This window comes from Peribacillus sp. RS7 (genome assembly GCF_041956845.1).
GTDB lineage: Bacteria > Bacillota > Bacilli > Bacillales > DSM-1321 > Peribacillus.
This window is the reverse complement of sequence record NZ_CP168135.1, coordinates 4,995,258-5,016,225: the sequence shown is the minus strand read 5'-3', so window position 1 is coordinate 5,016,225 and position 20,968 is coordinate 4,995,258. Positions and strand designations below refer to the sequence as shown.

General features: G+C 38.0%; 22 protein-coding genes. 15 read left to right on the top strand and 7 right to left on the bottom strand.

Translation table 11 applies throughout. The annotated features are described in order from the left end of the window. Positions 1-50 precede the first annotated feature (50 nt). The 6 genes from ACDZ29_RS24895 to ACDZ29_RS24870 all read left to right on the top strand — a co-directional run bounded on the left by ACDZ29_RS24895 (position 51) and on the right by ACDZ29_RS24870 (position 3,823). Positions 51-689 carry an amino acid ABC transporter permease gene (locus ACDZ29_RS24895; protein WP_370015221.1) on the top strand — a complete coding sequence of 213 codons (639 nt, stop codon included), beginning with the start codon at positions 51-53 and terminating at the stop codon, positions 687-689. 14 nt (positions 690-703) lie between these two features. Further along, on the top strand, positions 704-1,354 hold the full coding sequence (locus ACDZ29_RS24890; RefSeq protein WP_289335142.1) for an amino acid ABC transporter permease: 651 nt from the start codon (positions 704-706) through the stop codon (positions 1,352-1,354). A gap of 702 nt (positions 1,355-2,056) precedes the next feature. Then, positions 2,057-2,338: a DUF4190 domain-containing protein gene (locus ACDZ29_RS24885; protein WP_375089012.1), complete on the top strand. Its 282-nt coding sequence runs from the start codon at positions 2,057-2,059 to the stop codon at positions 2,336-2,338. A 109-nt stretch (positions 2,339-2,447) separates the two neighbouring features. Next, entirely contained in the window at positions 2,448-2,768 is a 321-nt protein-coding gene (locus ACDZ29_RS24880; RefSeq protein ID WP_289316251.1) for a type II toxin-antitoxin system HicB family antitoxin, read from the top strand. Positions 2,769-3,158: 390 nt separating this feature from the next. After that, positions 3,159-3,584, top strand: coding sequence for a nucleoside 2-deoxyribosyltransferase (locus ACDZ29_RS24875; protein WP_375089011.1), 426 nt, complete (start codon positions 3,159-3,161; stop codon positions 3,582-3,584). A gap of 107 nt (positions 3,585-3,691) precedes the next feature. Continuing rightward, positions 3,692-3,823, top strand: coding sequence for a hypothetical protein (locus ACDZ29_RS24870; RefSeq protein WP_289325228.1), 132 nt, complete (start codon positions 3,692-3,694; stop codon positions 3,821-3,823). Positions 3,824-4,218: 395 nt separating this feature from the next. On the opposite strand, the gene ACDZ29_RS24865 is transcribed toward ACDZ29_RS24870, so the two are convergent. Further along, complete coding sequence (locus ACDZ29_RS24865) at positions 4,219-4,965, bottom strand: L,D-transpeptidase family protein (RefSeq protein ID WP_375089010.1); 747 nt, start codon at positions 4,963-4,965, stop codon at positions 4,219-4,221. Positions 4,966-5,184: 219 nt separating this feature from the next. On the opposite strand from ACDZ29_RS24865, the gene ACDZ29_RS24860 reads away from it, so the two are divergent. Continuing rightward, positions 5,185-5,637 (top strand): YueI family protein, encoded by a 453-nt coding sequence (locus tag ACDZ29_RS24860; RefSeq protein ID WP_375089009.1) that lies wholly within the window; start codon positions 5,185-5,187, stop codon positions 5,635-5,637. Between the two features lie 353 nt (positions 5,638-5,990). Here ACDZ29_RS24860 and ACDZ29_RS24855 read toward each other — a convergent pair whose 3' ends face one another. After that, positions 5,991-7,058, bottom strand: a complete 1,068-nt coding sequence (locus ACDZ29_RS24855; protein WP_375089008.1) for an AI-2E family transporter — start codon at positions 7,056-7,058, stop codon at positions 5,991-5,993. 565 nt (positions 7,059-7,623) lie between these two features. Beyond that, positions 7,624-7,869, bottom strand: a complete 246-nt coding sequence (locus tag ACDZ29_RS24850; protein ID WP_375089007.1) for a hypothetical protein — start codon at positions 7,867-7,869, stop codon at positions 7,624-7,626. A 3-nt stretch (positions 7,870-7,872) separates the two neighbouring features. On the opposite strand from ACDZ29_RS24850, the gene ACDZ29_RS24845 reads away from it, so the two are divergent. After that, positions 7,873-8,043, top strand: coding sequence for a hypothetical protein (locus tag ACDZ29_RS24845; RefSeq protein ID WP_370015214.1), 171 nt, complete (start codon positions 7,873-7,875; stop codon positions 8,041-8,043). Here ACDZ29_RS24845 and ACDZ29_RS24840 read toward each other — a convergent pair. After that, on the bottom strand, positions 8,026-9,294 hold the full coding sequence (locus ACDZ29_RS24840) for an OFA family MFS transporter (protein ID WP_289325222.1): 1,269 nt from the start codon (positions 9,292-9,294) through the stop codon (positions 8,026-8,028). The two genes, ACDZ29_RS24845 and ACDZ29_RS24840, sit on opposite strands and share 18 nt — an antisense overlap. Before the next feature lie 664 nt (positions 9,295-9,958). On the opposite strand from ACDZ29_RS24840, the gene ACDZ29_RS24835 reads away from it, so the two are divergent. Then, complete coding sequence (locus ACDZ29_RS24835) at positions 9,959-11,050, top strand: branched-chain amino acid aminotransferase (RefSeq protein WP_289316259.1); 1,092 nt, start codon at positions 9,959-9,961, stop codon at positions 11,048-11,050. 35 nt (positions 11,051-11,085) lie between these two features. Here the strand turns inward: ACDZ29_RS24835 and ACDZ29_RS24830 are convergent, their stop codons facing one another. Continuing rightward, positions 11,086-11,385 carry a response regulator transcription factor gene (locus tag ACDZ29_RS24830; protein ID WP_375089006.1) on the bottom strand — a complete coding sequence of 100 codons (300 nt, stop codon included), beginning with the start codon at positions 11,383-11,385 and terminating at the stop codon, positions 11,086-11,088. Continuing rightward, positions 11,348-11,770, bottom strand: a complete 423-nt coding sequence (locus ACDZ29_RS24825; RefSeq protein ID WP_375089005.1) for a hypothetical protein — start codon at positions 11,768-11,770, stop codon at positions 11,348-11,350. The genes ACDZ29_RS24830 and ACDZ29_RS24825 overlap by 38 nt, the downstream gene beginning before the upstream one ends. 139 nt (positions 11,771-11,909) lie before the next feature. Between ACDZ29_RS24825 and ACDZ29_RS24820 the strand changes: the two genes are divergently transcribed. Further along, positions 11,910-12,797, top strand: coding sequence for a R2-like ligand-binding oxidase (locus ACDZ29_RS24820; RefSeq protein WP_370015212.1), 888 nt, complete (start codon positions 11,910-11,912; stop codon positions 12,795-12,797). A gap of 141 nt (positions 12,798-12,938) precedes the next feature. Continuing rightward, positions 12,939-14,150: an iron-containing alcohol dehydrogenase gene (locus ACDZ29_RS24815; RefSeq protein WP_375089004.1), complete on the top strand. Its 1,212-nt coding sequence runs from the start codon at positions 12,939-12,941 to the stop codon at positions 14,148-14,150. Between the two features lie 140 nt (positions 14,151-14,290). Here the strand turns inward: ACDZ29_RS24815 and ACDZ29_RS24810 are convergent, their stop codons facing one another. Beyond that, positions 14,291-14,545: an alpha/beta-type small acid-soluble spore protein gene (locus ACDZ29_RS24810; protein ID WP_289325218.1), complete on the bottom strand. Its 255-nt coding sequence runs from the start codon at positions 14,543-14,545 to the stop codon at positions 14,291-14,293. A 265-nt stretch (positions 14,546-14,810) separates the two neighbouring features. Here ACDZ29_RS24810 and ACDZ29_RS24805 point away from each other — a divergent pair, with 265 nt between their 5' ends. The 4 genes from ACDZ29_RS24805 (at position 14,811) to ACDZ29_RS24790 (ending at position 20,808) form a co-directional block, all read left to right on the top strand. Continuing rightward, a complete protein-coding gene (locus ACDZ29_RS24805; RefSeq protein WP_289335150.1) occupies positions 14,811-15,545 on the top strand; it encodes a YqcI/YcgG family protein in 735 nt (244 codons plus the stop codon). Positions 15,546-15,796: 251 nt separating this feature from the next. Further along, positions 15,797-16,423, top strand: a complete 627-nt coding sequence (locus tag ACDZ29_RS24800; RefSeq protein ID WP_375089003.1) for an FMN-dependent NADH-azoreductase — start codon at positions 15,797-15,799, stop codon at positions 16,421-16,423. A 117-nt stretch (positions 16,424-16,540) separates the two neighbouring features. Then, a complete protein-coding gene (gene pepF, locus ACDZ29_RS24795; RefSeq protein WP_289325214.1) occupies positions 16,541-18,337 on the top strand; it encodes an oligoendopeptidase F in 1,797 nt (598 codons plus the stop codon). A 224-nt stretch (positions 18,338-18,561) separates the two neighbouring features. Then, entirely contained in the window at positions 18,562-20,808 is a 2,247-nt protein-coding gene (locus tag ACDZ29_RS24790; protein WP_375089002.1) for an AAA domain-containing protein, read from the top strand. Positions 20,809-20,968 lie beyond the last annotated feature (160 nt).

The window sequence follows — 20,968 nt, the reverse complement described above, 5'->3', positions numbered from 1 at the left end:
TGTGAGGATGAGCTTTTTGCTCATCCTTACTAGTTAAAGGAGTGTATGCCGTGCTTGATTTCTCCATTTTAACAGAGAATCTGGATATGTATTTATTAGGCTTTAAAAATACGATCATGTCGAGTTTAATCGCATTGGTAGCGAGTTTGCTCCTGGGTGTGCTTGTTGCTATCATGCGGATTGCCCCGATAAAGCCTCTAAACTGGCTTGGAACCGCCTATGTTGAGTTCATTCGGAACATACCTTTATTGATTATTACCTTTTTCTTCTTTCTGGGCCTTAAACTAAGTGGACTATACGCAGGAACATTAGCCCTGACCATTTACACTTCATCTTTCATAGCTGAGGCAATTCGGGCAGGCATTCTTTCCGTGCCAAAGGGTCAAATGGAAGCTGCCCGTTCTTCAGGACTGACATATGGGCAGGCAATGAGGCTCGTCATATTGCCACAGGCAGTTAAAATAGTCATTCCTCCTCTAGGAAACCAATTTATCAATCTAGTTAAGAATTCTTCCATTTTAGCCGTCGTTGCAGGACTGGATCTCATGTACCATGGGGATTTGATTTCTTCAAGTACATTTGTCGTGTTTGATGTATACATTTTCGTTGCAGCGTTTTACTTAATTCTTACCATTCCTTTAAGTCTTGGCGTTGGTTATTTGGAAAAACGTCTGGCAAAGAGTAATTGAGGGAGGTATAAGATATGGATTTTGCAGGTGCCTATACACCGGATAATCTTAAGTTTTTATTAGAAGGATTTTGGGTAACGCTCCAGGTAGCTTTTATATCCATTATTCTAAGTTTCATCATTGGCGGGCTTGTGGGCATAATCCGTTACGCAAAGGTACCGGTGCTATCTCAAATATTAGCCATGATTGTAGAAACGGTACGTAATTTACCGTTGTTATTAATTATATTTTTTACGTATTTTGCTTTACCTGAGGTACGCATTAAACTGGAAATCATTCCAGCGGCCATCGTTGCATTGACAATTTTCGAGTCGGCCATGCTATCTGAAGTAATTCGAAGTGGGCTAAAATCTGTAGATAAAGGGCAAATGGAAGCCGCTCGTTCATCAGGCTTGAGTTATACACAGGCATTGATACATATTATTTTGCCCCAAGCGCTCCGCCGCATGGTTCCTCCTATTGTCAGCCAATTCATATCATTATTAAAGGATACTTCATTAGCGGTTGTCATCTCGTTACCGGAGCTAACTCATCATGGTCAAATTATATATGGGCAAAGTCAAAAGTATTTAATACCTATTTTGATCCTGGTGGCGCTCATGTATTTCATTGTAAACTATAGTCTGTCTTTGGTAGCCCAGAGGCTTGAATTGAAACGAACCTAAAAAAAACGACTCAGAAATGAGTCGTTTCAGTTTGACTGCAATTTTTTTATGGCTTGTGCAATTTGGACCTTGATTGGAACTTAAGGCACTCGCTTTCCGCGGGCGGTCAGGGAGCCTCCTCAGCTTGCGCCTGCGGGGTTAATCCCTAAACGGCTTTTCCCGCAGGATTCTCGCCCCTTCCGTTCCAATTTTAAAATTGTTTTTCTTTTAAATTGAATGCGAATAACCCTAAAAAACTGAATACAGACAATAGGATTTGCCGGTCTCGGTTTGTAGACAACATAGGGTTCGGAATGGTCTCATCCCGAATAGCTGTCACGATTTTACCGTGGGAATGATTACCATGATTTCAAAACAAGATTTGGTTATACTTCATGATTATTTATTCATTTATATGTGATGAAACGAAGTTTTCGTCACTCCTGCCGAATAACTGGCTGGCCGAAACCCCACATGAGAGAGGCTTGGCAGACAGTCGGCGGAAAGGGAACGGATTTCTGAAAACTTTTTTTAACTGCAGACAAACTCAATTTTTCGAGTTTGTCTACTATCTGAAACGACTCTAAATGAGTCGTTTTTTACATGAATGGATTGGACCAAGTGTTTGAAATTCACCGGCAGGAGAGCATGGAATAGTAACAAATAATGAATCTTTTCCTTTTAATGACCGTATATATAAGGGAAAGAGAGAAGGTGGAAAATATGTCTGAAATTAAACAAAGCAATAGCAAAGCGATTGTATCATTAATCATGGGGGTATTATCCCTGCTTATTCCATTCATCGGCATCGTATTAGGTATACTAGGTTTAATATTTGCAGCGAAGAGTAAACAAGAAATGAAACTTACTGGTGAAACCGGTAATGGATTGGTGACAGCTGGTAAAGTGTGCAGCATTATTGGAATAATCTTGAATGTTATGGTGATTTTGATTTTCCTGGTGTTTTCTTATTTTGTAGTAAGTACGGACATAACAACTTATTGAATGTAAAAATAAGCTTGACAAACAAAGAAATGTAAATAAACCTATTTTTAATGGAATTTCATGTTATAATTAACTTAAAATCCTAAAAATTGTATGAAGGGATGATATTTTGACCATTCAAATCTTTGAGTATCCAGCTGTATTCTATTATGAAAAACACCCGTTGATTATCGACTCTTTTTCCGTTCAAGTTTGTTTCCCGGATTTTAGGCGAGAAGGAATTATTTCTTCCGTTAGCGGTAGGAATCGGGTAGATGCCTTAGCTTGTGCTCAAGAACTGTTGGAATCCATGGTCGAACATTTTATTCTCGATAAAAAAACAATACCGGATGCGAGTGAAATGGAAAAGGTAAATCTAGATAGGGGAATTAATATATGTGAGGCTGCACCCTTCAGGATTGAAATAGAAAATATCACATATGAAAAATAAAAAAACCTTGCCGGGTAGGGGACAAGGTTTTTATTTTTGATTTCTTAAAGATTAATCAACATTTTGTTACCCTTAAAGTCAGATTTATAAGAGTAACTCAAAAACATTAATATTTTTACATAAGTATATGTTTTTTTGAGTAAGGGAAGGCGACATTAATAATTGTATTAATGCTAGAATACCCCGTCATATCATTTTTTTAACAAAAGCCATCATTGCCTGGAAAAGGAATGATGGCTTTTGTTTTGCTTAAATGTATGGGACCGAGACTTTGTCCTTAAATTTTTATTTATTTTTGGAAAAGGATATTGCGTTCTTTATAACGAATATGTATAGTATAGGTAACGTAGGTAAAAAGTATCAATAGTTATATATTTTGGAGGTGGATGTGTGAAATATTATATAGCATCAGATGAAAAAAATTTGAAGCAAGTAAGGTCATTGATAAAGAAATTAACTTCAAAAGGATTTACATGTGTGAATGGCGGGAATTTAATTGCGGATGATGAGACTAACCAAATTACGGACGGTATTGGAGAATATGAAAAAAAGGGGATTGAGGAAGCTGATTTTATGCTGATCTTCCTAACTGCAGGTAAAGGTAATCTCTATGAACTTGGATATGCTTTATCGTTAAATAAGAAAATTATTGTGTATTCACCTGAGAAAGACAATTATCATATTAATAAAAAATCAATTTTTCATAATCTGCCTGAGGTAACCATCTGTAGCGGGACATTTTATAAGCTGGTTAAATTGATACATACACTTTCACCTGAAGGATCGGAAAAAAATGATTCACTTCCCCTTAAATAAATGTCAAATGTAAATTAAAAGGTACCCTCTAATAAAATATCTTTTGAACGAATTGTTTGATGTATTAAAAGTGAGGGTAAAACCATTAAAAAAGGGAGAGGACTGTTTTGGCCATTATTGATATCGACCAATTATTGTTAGCCACTGAAGCGATTGCAGAAGAATCAGTTCCATTCCATCTTGATACATTTGACATTGACCAACTTTTAGATAAAACGGATTTCTGGAATGGTAAGTAAGCATGCCCTTTGAGGATATGCTTTTTTTCTGAGTGAAATTAACCTGATTACCGGTATGAACATCATACGAGTAATCAGGCAATGAGGATATGTTAAGGAATTGGAAAAAATTAAAACTTGCGCCCTTTTACGAATCCTAAAATCACAAACATTGCGATTGTGCCGATAACAAAAATTGATTTAATAGTCATTATGAGAAGTTCATCGTACATTTTTATATACCTCCTTATATGTAGTGACAGTGCGATTATGATTAGCTGTTTATATATAAATTATAACATAAAGGCAAAAGTGATGGTGGAAAATTACAGCCGGTATGGGTATTAATGTATGGAGTGTTACAGTTTAAACATAAAAAAAGATATCCACTAATCAGTGGATATCAGTAATGATGATTATTTAAGTCCCAGCGCTTTTTTCGTTTTTGGTCCTACGATCCCATCAGAAGTAAGTTTTTTAGACTTTTGAAATTTCTTTACGGCCATTTCGGTATTTTTTCCAAATGCACCATCTATTCCTTTAGTGCTGTATCCAAGTTTAGTTAATCTTTTTTGTAGTTCAATTACTTGGGGCCCATTACTTCCATTCTTCAGGATAGAGTTGGTAGTATTTACAGGTAAGCTCTCAGATCCGATCACCTTATATCCATTCTTAGCTGCTATGGAAGCAAAAGATTTATTCGAACTGGCAATTAAGACTACAGTGTTCATCCTCACCTTATCGTACAGCCATTGTACATCATCGTTATACATGCGAATACAACCGGCACTTATATATTTCCCAATGGTTTTAGAATCATTATTGCCGTGTATTGCGTACGTATTTCCTGGTGTATTCCGTGCATTTATCCCCATCCATCGTTTACCTAGAGGATTCCTGGGATCTCCGCCTCTAATGTTGCCTTTATAATAGGGACGATTCACTATCTTTGTCACTACCTTGAACTTTCCTTCAGGAGTATAGGCGGGTTTCTTTCCTGTCGCTACGATGAACACCTTCACCAATTTATCATTTTCATAGTAGGCCAGTTGATTATTGGCTTTATTGATGATAATCAGTTGTCTCCCTGCTGCACCCGAAGTAGTACTGAACCCAACAAAACAAAAGGCGAATATCAATACAAATACAATTAATTTTTTCATTTTCTTCCCCGTCCCTCATTTAAAAAACCTAAATTCACGCATATACTATCCTATGCAAGAAGCGAATCTAGAGTGACAATTTTTTAACCGAAGCGTAAACTAAAAAAGGGAAAGTTAACCCAAATCACTTTTTACTTTTATGCATTCCAAAGAATGATGGGCACTATTTATGGCCATATTACATACAATTATTGAAGTGAAAGCGGAGGTGGGAAAGAATTGTCACGCCTAAAAGTGGAGGACTATCTAGAACAAGGAATCTATGGTCCAAAAGAAATCAAGCCTGGTGAACGAAAGGAGTTTCTGGGCACATTAAGGGAGCGCGTCGTCATCGTCTTAAAAAAAAGCCAAGTCTTTGAACTGAATGTATATCCGGAGATTGTGCAAAAGATGAAGCGGCATCCCCATTCAAATTTGTTTTTAAATGGTCAGATGGACTATCAATATCTAGGGAAATATATTAAATTGGCAATGAGTCATAATATTCCTTACAAAATTGTCCTAAACAAAGATCATGACTCCGATTTGGGTCTAGTACTAGCAGAAAAAAATGCAATAAACAAAGAAGAGATTTATATTGAGAAGCAAAATCATGCCAATCAAGTTATAAAAAAGAAAAGTGTCAAAGCGTTTTTCAAACGGTGGGTTAAAAAAGTACTAAACAAACGTTGATAGAACTATAAACGTTCAGTTTGTCGACAAAACGGGGTTCGGAATGGTCTCAATCCCATTCACGATTTTTCCTATTGTTTTATATGGGATGAAACCCTCAGGGGCTAGATTGAAGAAATTTGCGACACTCCAGCCGAATAACTGGCTAGCGAGATACCAAAGAAGCTTGCGGCGAGGAGGCTTGGCAGACAGTCGGCGGAAAGGGAGCGGATTTCTAAAAACAACTGGAACGCACATTAAATAAAAAAACTGCAGGCAAACTCGCTTTTCTTCGAGTTTGTCTACAGTCTGAAACTTGATAGAATTATCTTTATTTTTTTAAAAAAAAGACCCCATAAGTCAACTATTCCTAGTTATGTAATCCTATTCCGTAATTTATAAAACTTTCTAAAGTTTCCTATAATCGTTTTTACTACGGAATAAGTAGGAATAGCTATTAAAATGCCAATGAAACCGTATATTGAGCCTGCAGCTAGCAGCAATAAGATAATGGTCAATGGGTGAATGTTAAGCCGTTTTCCCATAATATTCGGTGTAACCAAGTGCCCCTCGACTTGTTGAACGACGGTAAGGACAATGAGTACTTTCACTGCCAACCCAATGTCTTGCTGTAAGGCAATGAAGAGTGCAGGAATGATGCTTATTAATGGACCAATAAATGGTACAACTGTAAAAATCATGGCGAGTAAGGCTAATACGAGTGCATAATCGAGACCGATAATCAGGTAGCCAATATACATCAAAGTCCCGATGACGATTGATACGATGAATTGACCGATAATATAAGTTGAAAGGGCTTTATCGACGCCTTTTAAAATCGTGTTCCCCTCTGATTCAACGTCGTTCGGAATATATTTTAAAAGAAAAGGCCTTAGTTTATCTCCATCCTTCAAGAAATAAAATAAAATGAATGGTGTAATGACCAACACTGTTAATACACTAGTGATCGTGGAGAAAATAGAATTGACATTCACCAAGAGTTTCTCTGAGTAATCTTTCAAATGTGTTACCGCTTTTTCTTTCAGGTCTTCCATATTAACCATGCCAAAATCATTTTTTTCAATCATGTATTCAGATTCCTTAGAGAATTCCTTGACTTTGCCGGGGAGGTTTTCTGATAATTTTTGAAATTGGTCCACGATTACAGGACTTCCAAAGTAACTTCCCATCCCGATTGTACAAAAAATAATCAAAAAGACGATGAAAATGCTAACTGTCCTAGGGATAAATTCAGTTAAAAAGTTAACGACGGGCCGTAATAAATAGTATAAAAGCCCAGCCACTATAATAGGGAAAAACATAGCTGCAATGATTTTTTGCAGCGTGAGCAGAACATAATCAATCTTACCTAGTAAAAATATAATTAAAATGATCAAAATTATCGCACATGCATATTTGAAAAACGGTTTATTGATCCACAAGACAATCCCCCCTAAATCCATCTCTTTCTTAATTCCCTTGTTTGGCTGAATGTTAAACAATATAACTTGTTCAGTAAGCTGGTAATCGAATTTCTTCTGCTGTTGAAATTCCCATAGCTAAATAGCAGCAATCAAACGAAGTTGTTATCCATTAAAAAACGTTCCCGTTATTTTCAGAAATCCGCTCCCTTTCCGCCGACTGTCTGCCAATCCTCCTCGCCGCAAGCGTCTTTGGTGTCTCGGCTAGCCAGTTATTCGGCTGGAGTGTCGCAAATTTCTTCAATCTAGCCCCTGAGAGTTTCATCTTATATAAAACAATAAAAAATCATGGAGCAAAACCAAGTCTGGTTTTAAAATTCGGGTAATAATCCCCTAGATAAAATCGTAAACGGGATTCGGGATGAGACCATTCAGACCCCATATAGGCGAGAGAATGAGACCTTCATTCGATAATGAAGGACTTGTAAAAAAATGATGTATGGATCAATCTGCCGTTTTCCTGTCCTTTCGTGCATAATCCCCATAATAAAGCCCGACTACAAGGGTTACACCGCCAACTGCATAATCACAGTTGATGAAATATCACTTCAATTAACTTAACCAGCAAAGATAGTGCAACCACTTTCAAATAGGCTATCAATAAGATATCAGATTCAGTCAATCCCAGTAGATGTCCGAATATATAAACTTCAAAAATAGATCTAACCTTAGTGATCGCAAACATGATCCTTGATTGATATTGTTCAATGGAAATTACCCATGTTTTTGTTGGGCACTTCGAGGTTAAAGGGATGATAGTGGAGGGAGCCAAGTAATGAATGGCGGGGTTCTTATCCAGAAGGCTTATGGGGGCTTGGGAGCATGTTCAAATAAAAAGGAAAAAGGCATCATCAAAGTATACTCCGGTAATGGAGGTTTACTTGATGATGCCTTTTTGCAGGTGTTTAAGAACAAAGCTATTTTAATATCAGGATATTTTACTTAAAGTATTCGTTAATCCTTGTTTCTGTTCTTTTTGCATTTTTTTAATATCCAAACGCAACCAGATGGAGATGACGAATGCTATCGCAATTAATACAGCAAAAACGTAGAACACCGGGATGTAACTGTTCGTACTTTCCCTTATTGCAGTAACCAGCATTGGCCCGCAAACTCCTCCTAGTGACCATGTAGTTAAAAGATAACCATGGATGGCCCCAATTTCCTTAGTTCCAAATAAATCCCCGGCAAATGCAGGGAGGTTTGAAAATCCGCCTCCATAACAACTAACGACCAGCAAGATGAGTCCTTGGAACAATAGAGTATTTGTAGTCGTTGGAAGTAAAAGGAACGCTCCGATTTGAATGATGAAGAAAATGACGAAAACATTTGGACGTCCAATATAATCTGATGCTGCTGCCCAGCCCAGTCTTCCTCCGCCATTAAAGATTCCCATAATGCCGACTAATGTTGCTGCACCGGCTACAGACAGCCCAACAACGTCTTGAGCCATGGGTGAAGCTACCGAAATCATCATGATTCCTGCACTTGTATTTATCAATTTCATGGACCATAACATCCAGAAGTGTTTAGTTTTAACCGCTTCTTTTGCCGTTAACTGCCTTAGGTCTTTCTTCAGTTCTTTCTTACCGGACTCAATATCTTTCTTCATTCCTTCAGGTAGCCAGTTGGCCTTTGGAGGTGCAATATAGGATGCCCCCAAGAACATCAGTATGAAATAGCCTGCGCCTAAAAGATAATATGTAGTATAAATGCCAACGGATTCCATAAGGCTTGCAGCTACTGGGGCTGTAATGAGGGCTCCGGCACCGAAACCTAATACTGCCATTCCTGTTGCCAATCCCCTGCGATCAGGGAACCATTTGACTAAAGTGGATACTGGTGAAATGTACCCGATCCCCATACCAAGTCCACTTAAAACCCCATATGTCAATAGGTAAAGCGGAAGTGAATCGACCATTACTGCCAAACCGGAACCAGCTTGTCCTAATCCGAATAATACAGCAGCGACCATAGCTGACTTCCTTGGACCATTTTTTTCTACGAATTTACCAAAGAAAGCAGCAGAAGTTCCTGCAAGCGCCATCATTATTGTGAATGCTAACGTTACTTCGGTTTCTGACCACCCCATAGTCTCAACTAATGGTTTTTTGTACACGCTATATGCGTATGCACCACCAATGGAGAGGTGAATGGCGATAGCGGATAAAGCGATTAACCACCTGTTTTTTGTCATGTTGTTACCCCTTTTCATCTAAAATAAGAAAGTTACATGCGTTTTATCTATAATATTTTAATTTGCATGCATTTTATCTATCTTGTGGGATAAGTATATAAGAATATTAATTTGTCGTAAACTGCTAAATTGAATTTTGTGAAAATTTCACCTTTATAAACTGTATTATATTAAATTTGGGAATAACGCTAAATTTTATGTAATAGTATAAAAGTGTTTCATTTCTTTAGTTGAGCTTTGTTAAAATACATATATTGCGTCCAGGCGGCTGCGATTAGTAATCGGCTGCACATTTAGCCATCTTCTTGGTTAAAGAAGTGGAAATAATTCATTTGATTTGCTTGCATTTGGTTCCATGATGGAAAATCTTCAATAATTCTCATTGGCACTATTGTAGATAATTTGTTAAAATAACCTAATATTAAGGATATCAAGAAACCTTACAGAAAAATTCGGAATTGATATTTTTGAGAAATTTGACTAATAATAGGTTCTTTTTTCAGGAATAATAGTATGGAAATAAAAAAAAGTCATTTATTTTAAAAAAATTCCGAAAATTTCGTCTTAAAGGGTTGAACTATGATTCCTGATAGGAGTAAACTAATTAAAGATAGATTTTATGGAAGTGAAATCTTGTAAATTTATTCAACAAGGGGTTTTGGTAATGAAGGAACATGACATGCAAATCACGCTTAGTACAACAAAGAAAGAAAAACCACAAGCGGACCAGCTTGAGTTCGGTAAGCAGTTTACCGATCATATGTTTATAATGGATTACACACAAGGGCAAGGGTGGCATGATCCAAGAATTGTTCCTTATCAACCGCTCGCATTAGAGCCGTCAGCTATGATTTTTCACTATGGTCAATCTGTATTTGAGGGATTAAAAGCATATGCAACACCAGAAGATGAAATTATACTATTCCGTCCGGAAAAGAACTTTCAACGCTTGAATAGTTCAAATAGCCGATTGTGCATACCGGATGTCGACGTTGATTTTGCGTTGAAGGCCTTAAAAACTTTAATTAGCGTTGATAAGGATTGGGTTCCTCAGGCAGAAGGGACCTCCTTATATATCAGGCCATTCATTATAGCTACTGAGCCTTATCTTGGAGTTTCTCCATCAGAGAAATATCAGTTCATCATCATCATGTCACCTGTAGGTTCGTATTATAAAGAAGGCATTCATCCGGTTAAAATAGCAGTGGAGTCAGCTTTCACACGTGCAGTCAATGGTGGTACTGGAGAAGCTAAAACGGGCGGTAATTATGCATCGAGCCTAAAAGCACAAGAAGTATCAGAAAAGCTGGGTTATGCCCAAGTCCTTTGGTTGGACGGAGTAGAGAAAAAGTATATTGAAGAAGTTGGAAGCATGAATGTTTTCTTCAAAATTAATGGTGAAATTATCACACCTGCCTTAAATGGAAGTATCCTTCCGGGTATTACTCGTGATTCCATTATAGAATTGCTGAAACATTGGAATCTTCCCGTTTCGGAAAGACGCATTTCCATGGAGGAAGTCCATGAAGCATATAAATCAGGTCACTTGGAAGAGGCCTTTGGAACGGGTACAGCAGCGGTGATCTCACCCATTGGTGAATTTTTGTGGAATGGTGAAGAAATGATCGTTCAAACCGGGGAAACTGGCGAACTATCTAGAAAGCTTTATGATACACTGACGGGTGTCCAAACAGGTAAAGTTGCAGACGAGTTAAACTGGACCACTAAAGTTGAAGAAAAAGTGACTCAGATATAAAAACAAAAAAACCTTCTATGAAGGTTTTTTTGTTTTTATATAATCATTTTGTTTCTTATGGCAACCGCGACGGCCTCAGTCCGGTGACTCACTCCTAATTTCCTGATTGCAGAAGAAATATGATCTCTGACGGTAAATTCACTAACGTTCATTTTTGGTGCCATTTGCTTTAGTCCTAAGCCATTGGCTAAATGTTGAAGGACCTCCACTTCACGTTTACTTAGCAGGTAAGTGGGAGGAGCGGATTCCAATGGTGAACTGACAGCCAGTTTCAAATAATGGGAAAGCTTCATTAAATCATTCTTGGTAACAGGCTTGTTGGCATGAATGGTCAACCAAAACGAAACCGATAACCATGTCATTCAAGATTATCGGAATGATTGCCAATGAAGAGATGGAAAATCTTTTAACGTATTTTGCAGGGATGGAAGATTTCGCATGTTGGATGGTTAAGTATATGGGTTTGTTATGTATGACCGCTTGGTGGATAGGGTATATATCATGAATATTTTCTTTAACATTATGTAATGAAAAAATATCTTCTCTTGTACATGCGCATATTCCTTCACCCATTCCTGTTAAACATGAGTAACTGAATAAAGATGCCCGTTGAAATGAAAAAAAATCCACACAGCCCTTTACGATCATTTGTGATTTATTTTCCATATCTTTTTGATCGGAAATCTTTTTTACATGATTCATCAGGGTTTCCTCAAGCATTCGACTTTTTTCCTCCCTACATTTTCAGTGCTAGGATACATACTACTAATATCTTACAATATAATGAAAATCCTTACAAATTAAAACATTCTATAGGAATTCAAAAGTTTACAGTTCATAAAATCAAGGAGGCATTAACATGAAAAGAAAGAATTTAACGACCACCAGCCGGAGTTTTAGAGAAGATACCCTACCATTTAAACTTTATCAAAAGGCAAAGAAATTTGGTATATGGAATCCACGTGACATTGATTTCAGCCAGGATAAAGAAGATTGGAAGTCATTTAATGATATAGAAAGGGAAGTGTTATTACGGATTATTTCCCTTTTTCAGGGCGGAGAAGAAGCCGTGACTTTGGATTTGCTTCCGCTCATCATGACGATAGCAAAAGAGGGTAGGATCGAAGAAGAAATGTACTTAACGACATTCTTGTTCGAGGAAGCGAAGCATATGGAGTTTTTCCGTTATACATTAGATCAAATTGGTGAAACGGGTGATTTGACGGTATATCACTCAGACACTTATAAATCCATTTTTTATGAGATATTGCCTGAAGCGATGGGGAAACTTTTATCCGATCAATCCCCTGAAGCATTGGCGGAAGCAGCCACTGTATATAACATGTTTACCGAGGGAGTTCTTGCAGAAACTGGATATTTCGGGTTTTATGAGACTCTCGAAGCTAGTAAAATGATGCCTGGTTTATTAAAAGGCGTTGGTCTATTGAAGAAAGATGAATCACGCCATATTGCTTATGGAACTTTCCTTCTGCAGAGAATCATCAGTGAACATCCACATATCTATAACCAAGTTGAAAAGAGGATGGAGGAACTTTCACCACTGGCCTTCAAGTTAAATACGGAGGGTTATGATCTGTTAGGTAATCCATTTGGTAATGATAAACAAGCTGTTCTAGAATTTACCATGAAACAATTATCAGTGCGTATGGAGATTTTGGGAAGGGCAAAAGGAAAGGGAGTTGAAGAAATCTATCAAAGTAACGAAAAGGAATATGGGGTTTTGTGAATCGGATACAAGCTTACCACATTTCTGAATGTTGGATGTTGAAAAAGGATTTCACCTTATGGATGACATCAGGCACTTGAAAGCTGGAAATGAACAATTCTTAATCGTTAATATAGACTAATTTGACTGAGGTGAAACTTTATGAAGGTAAACACTCAATCCAATTTTTGGCTAAGGTCTTCGATTTATAGCGGCCCGAATGCTCGTTCAATCATTCCGGATCTATTCAATGGTCTTGGGGCCAAAAGGATTCTACTAGTGAGTGATGTGGGTTTGGAAAAGGCTGGTGTCGTTAAAAAAGTGGTCGAGAGTTTTGAGCTGCCGATATTAGGCACCAAAGCTGAAATAGTAGGGCAGTTTCTTGGTGTTACACAAGACGCAGCGAGTGAATGTGTAAACGAAGCATTGAAATATGCACGCAAAGTGAATGCCGATGCCATACTAGCCATTGGTGGTGGAAGTGTCATTGATACCGCAAAAGCATTGAAATATGGATTATTTCAAGGAATTACGGATATAAATGATGCGATTCCAAGTGGTTATCTATATGAGGGGTTTCCAAAAGCCCAACCTATTAATATTCCACATATTTCAGTAGCCACAACAGCAGGAACCGGTTCTGAAGTATCCCCGATCGCAGTCATTTATAATGAACATATAAAAGTCAAAATGAATATATACAATGTTTTCTTAAGTTCGGATGTAGCCATTTTAGATCCCGAGTTAACTATCGGACTGCCTCCTGAAATAACGGCGTTTACTGGGGCCGATGCATTGACACATGCAATTGAAGCGATCGTCTCACCTGCAGCGACATCAATAACTGATGCTTATGCATTTCAGGCCATACGAGTTATTGAAAAAAATTTACCGAGGGCTGTAAAGGACGGAGCCAATATTGAGGCCAGAATGGAAATGTTGCATGGGAGCATGATGGGAATCACTGCATTTTGTAGTGCACTGAATGCGATTCCGGTTCATAACTTTGCGCACGCATTTGGAGCGTTATTCCGTATTCCGCATGGATTAGCCAATGCCGTGTTATTACCGGTTGTCATGGAGTCTATTCCGGAGTTATATCTTCCAAAGGCCCATTTGATAGCCGAAGCCTTTAAAGTCAAAATACACGATGAAGATCCAAAAGGAATCTTAGCGAAAGTGGTAGAGAAGATCCGCGTTTTCCTATCTGATCTTGGATTGCCCCTTGACTTCAGTGACTATGGAATTAGCGATTCAGACATGGAGGGAATACTTACTGCAGTAATGAAGGATCCAGCTGCCACTAATTATCCGATGTCGTCGGAATTAATCATGTCAGTGGTTTCAAGAGTTTCAACCGTGCGCATTTATTAATTTCAAAAAAAGCCAGCCAAAAGGTTGGCTTTTTTGTTAAGTCCCAAAATGTATGTTCTTTAGCAGTAGGTAATGATCGCTTCAATGATGTGGATCTTAATGAAAAAAACGATAACAACTTGGATCGGAGAGGCACCTACTTAATGCCTTTTTCCTAAGTTTTCCTGGGCCATCTTTATAAGTTCCTTGACCATGCCTCCTCCTAACTTTCCGCCAATTTTCCCATTTTGCTTGGAAGTGAGCTCACCGTTATAGTCTTTTTTCAGCGGTACGCCAATTTCTTTGGCTACTTCAAACTTTGCCTCTTCAGGATTCTTTGTACCAGCAACTTTGGCTTTTAAATCATCGAGTCCTTTTCGCGCTTCGGGTACGAGAACTTTTCTTCTTCTTGCCATTTAAGCATCACTCCTATTTTTTTCTTAGGTTATCCTAATGGAAAGAAAATGATTATCATGCTGAACGATTGTTTTTGGCTGAATACCATAATGACGTTTTTATTAAAGGAAATTGGAATCACCCTGGAACGGGGAACTTATAAAATCTTAAATGAAGAATTATTTAGATATGATGTACCTGATTACGGTGATTTGCCAGTTCGATGAAGTTTTAGTTTATATAAATTCGGGTATCATATATTATCACGATTTAAGGAGAACAATGATGCTGACTGCTAATTCAAGTTTATTAACGAAAGAAGATATGACAAATCCCGATCGAGTGCCGAAATGGCTAATTAAAGAATATCAAACATTCCATAATACAGTGACAGACAAAACATTTCCTTGTTATTTCGGGATGAAAGCTGAAAATAAAGGGGAACTTCGTTATGCTTATATCACACAGGAAGATTGGTCCAATCTCCCTAAAGCAGTGGAAAGTTTTCTTGATTTATTTCAGGAACCACCATATACCAGGCATGGCCTGTTTGTCTTTATGGAGCCTGAATCGATAGAAGGAGATATTGAAATGTACCGTAAAAGGTTTTGGGATATCTTGCAATACCTCCATAAAGCGGATAAAAAACCTTGGCCAATTGAAAAGCCGAAAGATCCTGAGCATTATTTATGGGACTATCATTTTGCAGGGGAACCAATCTTTGTCTTTGGTAATGCTCCTGCTTATAAACAGCGTAAAACCCGCGATTTAGGAAATAGCCTTGTTCTTGGATTCCAACCCCGGATGATCTTTGAAGGGTTGGAAGGAACGGAAAAAGGCGGGATCATGTCACGTGAAAAGGTTCGTGAACGAGTGGAGAAGTGGGATAACCTTCCTACACATCCTGATATCAGTCACTTTGGTGATGTAAATCATAATGAATGGAAACAATTTTTCATCGGCGATGATATAGAACCGATAAAGGGTAAGTGTCCATTCCATCACAAAGAGTTAACTTAACCGAGGGCAAATTGCTCTCGGTTTTTTTCTTCGCGGCATAATGGAATGCTGGTGGTTATAAAAAATCCAGGAGCAAATTCCTGAAATGTACATTTGAAAATAAAAAACATATTTCTTGCCTTATTGGATGTTCAGTCATATAATGTGAAAGTAGTGATTGCAGTTAATTCGAGATATATGGATTAAACATTTATTTTGAAACTGTACTTTTTTCTTACACATACAAAAATTAAATTCTTGGGGGAATTGAAATGTCTAAAGTATTATTTGTTAAATCAAATGACCGTCCAGCGGATCAAGCTATTAGCGTGAAAATGTATGAAACGTTTTTGAACACATACAAGGAAGCAAATAGTAACGATGAAATAACTGAATTGGATTTATTTAAACTGAACTTACCTTACTATGGAAATACAGCAATTACTGCACTATATAAACGCAGCCAAGGAATGGAATTGATTGAAGAAGAAGTTGAGATTGCTGAAATCGTGCAACAATACTTGAATCAATTCCTTGCTGCCGACAAAGTGGTATTTGCCTTCCCGCTATGGAACTCAACTGTTCCTGCGCCATTGGTAACTTATATTTCTTATCTTGCTCAAGCTGGTACAACTTTCAAATACACAGCTGAAGGCCCTGTAGGCTTGGCTGGAGGTAAGAAAGTGGCTTTGCTTAATGCTCGCGGATCGGATTATGCATTGCCTGGAATGGATGCTGGCGAAATGGCAGAGAGATACGTAACGATGAATTTAAACTTATGGGGCATAACAAACCCAGAAACGGTTGTTATCGAGGGACATAATCAATATCCAGATCGTACACAGGATATCGTTGCAGAAGGATTGGCGAAAGTTGCTGAAACTGCGGCAAAATTCTAATTGATAAAAGAAAAACCAGTATGTATTTTTAACATACTGGTTTTTCTATGCAGATTTTTCTGAAAGTCGATTATAATAAAGGGTAAGCCTATAAGCATGAAAGGAAGTGCCGATAATATGCAAACGTTTAAATCACGTGACGAAATCAAAGAGGAAGAAACATGGAACTTAAAGGATATTTACGATGATCAGGCTAAATGGGAAAAAGATTATCAAGAAGTACTTAAGATGACAGATAAATTAAAGTCATATGATGGGCATATTCAATCTTCTCAAGATTTGTTCGAGTATTTACGATTAAGTGAGGAACTTGGGTACATTTATAACAAGCTGTATGTATATGCCATGCTGCAAGCCGATTTGGATACAAGGGTTACCTCATCCCAAGCATTACTGGATCGAGCAGCTCGGTTAGGGCAGAAAATGAGTAATGCAACTGCATTTTTCATGCCGTTCCTTTTGAGCCTGGAAGAACAAACATTAAAAGGGTACATAAAAGAGATAGAGGGTTTAAAATATTTTGAAGAAGATCTCCTGGATTCCTATCGCTATAAAGCCCATGTGTTAGCGAAGGAACAAGAAGAGGTCCTTTCTCAAGTAGGCGAAGCCTTTTCAGCACCTCAAAAAACGTTCGGGATGATCAACAATGCTGATATTAAATTTGGGGAAGTTACGAATGAAGACGGCGAGAGGGTAGAGCTAACGCGAGGAATGTATTCCAAATTGATTGAAGACGATGATCGCGATAAAAGAAAAGAGGCCTATTTCGCCTATTATCAGCCATATGTTCAATTGAAGAATACAATCGCATCCACACTTTCCACAGCAATCAAGAATAATGTGAATCTTTCAAAACTAAGAAATTATCCATCTGCCTTGGAAAAATCCTTATTTGGAGATCAAGTTCCAAAAGAGGTATATGATAATTTGATTATGTCAACTAAGCAAAATATCGGCCCCATGCATAAATACATTCATCTAAGAAAAAAATTGCTGGGGGTAGAAGAATTACGTGCTTATGATTTAAGTGTACCATTGGTGGAAGGTGCTAAAGAGGAAATTTCTTATGATGATGGTTTTGCTTTGATGGTGGAAGCACTAAAACCTCTTGGCGAAGAATATATCACAACACTGAAAACCTTTAAGGAAAAAAGATATATCGATGTCAGGGAAACACCTGGAAAACGTTCAGGCGCTTATAATTTAGGACTTTATGGTGTTCATCCGTTCATCTTATTAAATCACCGTGATGATTTAGACAGTGTATTTACACTTGCCCATGAATCTGGACATGGCATGCATTCTTACTATAGCTCAAAATATCAACCGCAAATAAGTGCAGGATATTCTATTTTTGTTGCTGAGGTTGCATCCACTGTGAATGAAATCCTGCTGATCCGCCATTTGATTAAGACAACAAAAGACGTGCAAAAGAAAAAACACTTACTTAACCATTTCATAGATAGTTTTAAAGGAACGTTCTTCACACAGGTGATGTTTGCGGAATTTGAAAAGATTGTACATGAAAAAGCTGAAAATGATGAACCTCTAAATGCCGAGGTTTTTAATACAGCTTATGAATCGATATTCCGAGCTTATAATGGAGATGAAATAATTTTCGATGAAGAAGTGAAGTATGGGTGGTCACGCATCCCACACTTCTATCGTCCGTTTTACGTCTACAAATATGCAACTGGTTACGTTTCAGCTATTACGATCGCAGATAAGATCATTTCCGGGGACCAAAAAACACTTGAAAGTTATTTGACGTTCTTGAAAAGCGGGAGTTCCGATTTCCCATTGGAGTTGCTTAAGAAAACAGGCGTAGATTTAACTAAACCTGATCCAATCGAAAATGCAATGAGGATTTTCAGTGATCTGGTTGACGAATTCACGGAGTTATCAGAGGGCTAATCTAAACCATTTCTTCCAAAAGAGCCCATGGTATGATGTTATAAAAAATGCTATAGTTAAAATATTGGCGTAGGAAAGGCCCAATCTTATGATTGGGCCTTATTTTATATGTTAAAGAAACGAATACTGCGCGAAAAAGGTCATAGGGACAGATATTTTCTACATCGGAGCTTTAGGCCAGTTTCTTTAAACTTCAATGGCATATTTTGTGAGGAAAGTGAAAAATGAATTCAACAGTTAATTATATAAAAGAATGGCAGCAGGCCCTACAACTTGAAATCCTGCATTTAAAAAAATACGGCAGCACAAAATACCTGGTTTCGAACGGCCATCTGCTTACAAGTGATGGTTCTTTCAGCTATTATTTTGAAACAGGTTCATCGATAAAAATTCCTGTCGGTTCCCTCGTTCGACTGGAATGGGGAGGAATTAAACAGGATGGAAGGATCCTCTCATCGGAAGGGAAAAGTATAATTATCGTATTTGACCGCTCGTTAGGCGATATGATCGGTGAAGCCTTTTTATTCCATGATCCATGGGAATTGCTAGAACAATTGATTATCCGCTTGGATGAAATCAAGAGAAGTAAAAAGAAAAGGCTTCGGATCAAGCGCCTGATGGACCCATCCATGCCCCAAAAACATCCTGTTAACGAAAAACTAAGCAGTGTGAAAGAGCTATATGCCCGTTCGAAGTTCAATCCTGTCACTTTTGTCTGGGGACCCCCTGGAACAGGAAAAACCTATACGCTTGCACGTACAGTAGCCAATCATTATTTACAAGATAAAAAAGTGTTGGTCTTGTCTCATAGCAACCAGGCTGTAGATGTTTTGATGGCTGAGATTTCTTCATTCATTAAAAAGAAAGATCGTTTCAAAGAAGGCGATGTGCTTCGCTATGGGTCTCAAATCGGTGAATCTCTAGCCATCCATGATGATATAGTTACGGGACAATTATTAGGTAAACATGAACCGACATTGGTTAAAGAAAAAGAACAGCTTGGAGAAGAGAAACGTTTATTAAAACATGACTTGGCTGGCTCCTTCAGTAAAAGGGATACGGATCAATTAATCGAGATAGAAAAAAAACTGGCCAAAGTTTTGGAGAAAATCCGCCAAAAAGAGGTTCAATTAGTAAAAGAGGCAAAAATCATCGGTACGACCTTGGCTAAAGCCGCAAATGACGAAACGATTTATCAAAAGGAATATGATCTGGTCATTTTGGACGAAGCGAGCATGGCTTACGTACCACAGGTGGCATTTGCTGCAGCGATATCCAAACATATTATCGTTTGTGGTGATTTCAAACAATTGCCGCCTATTGCTTCCGCTCGTGATTCACTCGTGAAACTTTGGCTGAAGGAAGACATCTTCCATCGGTCCGGTGTCGCTCAATCTGTGGAAGAAGGAGAACTTCATCCTCATTTATTCCTGTTAAAAGAACAGCGCCGCATGCATCCTGATATTTCTGCATTCACTAATCGTATCGTCTATAACAATTTTGTTGGGGATCATGAAAGTGTTGCGACTAGCAGGGAGAGCATAATGCTGGCGGAACCGTTTGCCAATAAGGCAGCCGCACTAGTCGATACTAGCTTATCAGGGGAATATTGCATAACTGAACGCACTTCCCACTCGAGAATGAATCTTTGGCAATTGCTTTTATCTTTTCAACTGATTCATGAAGCGTATATGGGCGGGACAAGGTCAATTGGTTATGTCGCCCCATATCGTGCTCAGGCAGACTTGATGGAAAAACTATTGGATGACTTATATGTCAAAGAACGGCAAACAGCTGATATCATCGCAGCAACTGTACACCGTTTTCAGGGAAGTGAACGTGAAATGATGATTTTTGACACAGTTGATAGTTATCCGCAAAACAGGGCTGGAATGTTATTGACAGGGAGAGAAAGTGAAAGGCTCATTAACGTGGCAATAACAAGGACGAAAGGGAAGTTTGTACATGTATGTGACACTTCATTTGTTAACAAACACGTTTATCGCAGCAAAACACTCCGTCAGCTTGTCGATCATCAAATTCAAAATGATCAGTTTGTGTCAAAGAAAGACATTGGAAAATGGGTTAAACACCAGCACCCAAAATTGCAATGGATGCATGCCCGTAAATTGGGTGATTTTCTGGAAGATATTGAGTCGGCAAAACAAGAGATGGTTATGGCAGTGCCGGATTTAAACAGTTTGTCAGAAGAATGGAAGCTATACTTAATGAAACGAAACCCAGCAGTGAAATTGACGATTATATCAGTAAAAAGAAACCCTGATATAGATTCTGATCATTTTATTTGTTCACCGGTTTCCTTTTCGTTTATCATCTTTGATAAACGAGTTACCTGGTTAGGTTTGCCCGTAGAGTCCAATAATCGGATACAGCCCCCATTTATAGCGGCTCGTTTGGATTCGCAAATAGTGGCTGATGAATTACTATCTCAATTCAAAAAAAATGAATAGCTCCGGAAAAGGCCCTTTTATAGGGCTTTTTTTATTTTATAAAATGTATATTCCTTAAAATACCTCGCTAGAATATATGTTATTCTCTTGAGTCATCTACTAAAATTAATATATTAAAACAAAGACCTCGTCAGAATATATAATTCATCCATAATCCCGA

Bases quoted from the DNA above. Each gene is read 5' to 3' on its own strand.
- ACDZ29_RS24890 (WP_289335142.1), top strand. From the start codon at position 704: ATGGATTTTGCAGGTGCCTATACACCGGATAATCTTAAGTTTTTATTA.
- ACDZ29_RS24885 (WP_375089012.1), top strand. From the start codon at position 2,057: ATGTCTGAAATTAAACAAAGCAATAGCAAAGCGATTGTATCATTAATC.
- ACDZ29_RS24865 (WP_375089010.1), bottom strand. From the start codon at position 4,965: ATGAAAAAATTAATTGTATTTGTATTGATATTCGCCTTTTGTTTTGTT.
- ACDZ29_RS24845 (WP_370015214.1), top strand. From the start codon at position 7,873: ATGAATGGCGGGGTTCTTATCCAGAAGGCTTATGGGGGCTTGGGAGCA.
- ACDZ29_RS24840 (WP_289325222.1), bottom strand. From the start codon at position 9,294: ATGACAAAAAACAGGTGGTTAATCGCTTTATCCGCTATCGCCATTCAC.
- ACDZ29_RS24835 (WP_289316259.1), top strand. From the start codon at position 9,959: ATGAAGGAACATGACATGCAAATCACGCTTAGTACAACAAAGAAAGAA.
- ACDZ29_RS24825 (WP_375089005.1), bottom strand. From the start codon at position 11,770: ATGCTTGAGGAAACCCTGATGAATCATGTAAAAAAGATTTCCGATCAA.
- ACDZ29_RS24820 (WP_370015212.1), top strand. From the start codon at position 11,910: ATGAAAAGAAAGAATTTAACGACCACCAGCCGGAGTTTTAGAGAAGAT.
- ACDZ29_RS24815 (WP_375089004.1), top strand. From the start codon at position 12,939: ATGAAGGTAAACACTCAATCCAATTTTTGGCTAAGGTCTTCGATTTAT.
- ACDZ29_RS24810 (WP_289325218.1), bottom strand. From the start codon at position 14,545: ATGGCAAGAAGAAGAAAAGTTCTCGTACCCGAAGCGCGAAAAGGACTC.
- ACDZ29_RS24805 (WP_289335150.1), top strand. From the start codon at position 14,811: ATGCTGACTGCTAATTCAAGTTTATTAACGAAAGAAGATATGACAAAT.
- ACDZ29_RS24800 (WP_375089003.1), top strand. From the start codon at position 15,797: ATGTCTAAAGTATTATTTGTTAAATCAAATGACCGTCCAGCGGATCAA.
- pepF (WP_289325214.1), top strand. From the start codon at position 16,541: ATGCAAACGTTTAAATCACGTGACGAAATCAAAGAGGAAGAAACATGG.
- ACDZ29_RS24790 (WP_375089002.1), top strand. From the start codon at position 18,562: ATGAATTCAACAGTTAATTATATAAAAGAATGGCAGCAGGCCCTACAA.